The organism is Corynebacterium kozikiae, assembly GCF_024580965.1.
Classification (GTDB): Bacteria; Actinomycetota; Actinomycetes; order Mycobacteriales; family Mycobacteriaceae; genus Corynebacterium; species Corynebacterium kozikiae.
In genome coordinates, this window is sequence record NZ_JANIKJ010000041.1 from 1 (window position 1) to 1448 (window position 1448).

The 1448-nt window shown below is 56.1% G+C and carries 1 rRNA gene; it reads left to right on the forward strand.

Annotated elements, in window-relative coordinates:
* Positions 1 to 12 precede the first annotated feature (12 nt).
* Positions 13 to 1448: ribosomal RNA gene (locus NQ018_RS11215) — 16S ribosomal RNA — on the forward strand; the annotation flags it as partial.

Below are 1448 nucleotides of genomic sequence, written 5' to 3' on the forward strand. Positions count from 1 at the left end.
TTTTTCTTGTTTTTTGTGGAGAGTTTGATCCTGGCTCAGGACGAACGCTGGCGGCGTGCTTAACACATGCAAGTCGAACGGAAAGGCCTAAAGCTTGCTTTGGGTACTCGAGTGGCGAACGGGTGAGTAACACGTGGGTGATCTGCCCCTGACTTCGGGATAAGCTTGGGAAACTGGGTCTAATACCGGATAGGACAATCGTTTAGTGTCGGTTGTGGAAAGTTTTTTCGGTTAGGGATGAGCCCGCGGCCTATCAGCTTGTTGGTGGGGTAATGGCCTACCAAGGCGTCGACGGGTAGCCGGCCTGAGAGGGTGGACGGCCACATTGGGACTGAGATACGGCCCAGACTCCTACGGGAGGCAGCAGTGGGGAATATTGCACAATGGGCGCAAGCCTGATGCAGCGACGCCGCGTGGGGGATGAAGGCCTTCGGGTTGTAAACCTCTTTCGCTAGGGACGAAGCTTTTTGTGACGGTACCTAGAGAAGAAGCACCGGCTAACTACGTGCCAGCAGCCGCGGTAATACGTAGGGTGCGAGCGTTGTCCGGATTTACTGGGCGTAAAGAGCTCGTAGGTGGTTTGTCGCGTCGTCTGTGAAAGCCCGGTGCTTAACACCGGGTCTGCAGGCGATACGGGCATAACTTGAGTGCTGTAGGGGAGACTGGAATTCCTGGTGTAGCGGTGGAATGCGCAGATATCAGGAGGAACACCGATGGCGAAGGCAGGTCTCTGGGCAGTAACTGACGCTGAGGAGCGAAAGCATGGGGAGCGAACAGGATTAGATACCCTGGTAGTCCATGCCGTAAACGGTGGGCGCTAGGTGTAGGGGTCTTCCACGACTTCTGTGCCGTAGCTAACGCATTAAGCGCCCCGCCTGGGGAGTACGGCCGCAAGGCTAAAACTCAAAGGAATTGACGGGGGCCCGCACAAGCGGCGGAGCATGTGGATTAATTCGATGCAACGCGAAGAACCTTACCTGGGCTTGACATATACAGGACCGGGCCAGAGATGGTCTTTCCCTTTGTGGCTTGTATACAGGTGGTGCATGGTTGTCGTCAGCTCGTGTCGTGAGATGTTGGGTTAAGTCCCGCAACGAGCGCAACCCTTGTCTTATGTTGCCAGCGGTTCGGCCGGGGACTCATGAGAGACTGCCGGGGTTAACTCGGAGGAAGGTGGGGATGACGTCAAATCATCATGCCCCTTATGTCCAGGGCTTCACACATGCTACAATGGTCGGTACAACGCGCTGCGAGCCTGTGAGGGTGAGCGAATCGCTGAAAGCCGGCCTCAGTTCGGATTGGGGTCTGCAACTCGACCCCATGAAGTCGGAGTCGCTAGTAATCGCAGATCAGCAACGCTGCGGTGAATACGTTCCCGGGCCTTGTACACACCGCCCGTCACGTCATGAAAGTTGGTAACACCCGAAGCCCATGGCCTAACCCCTTTT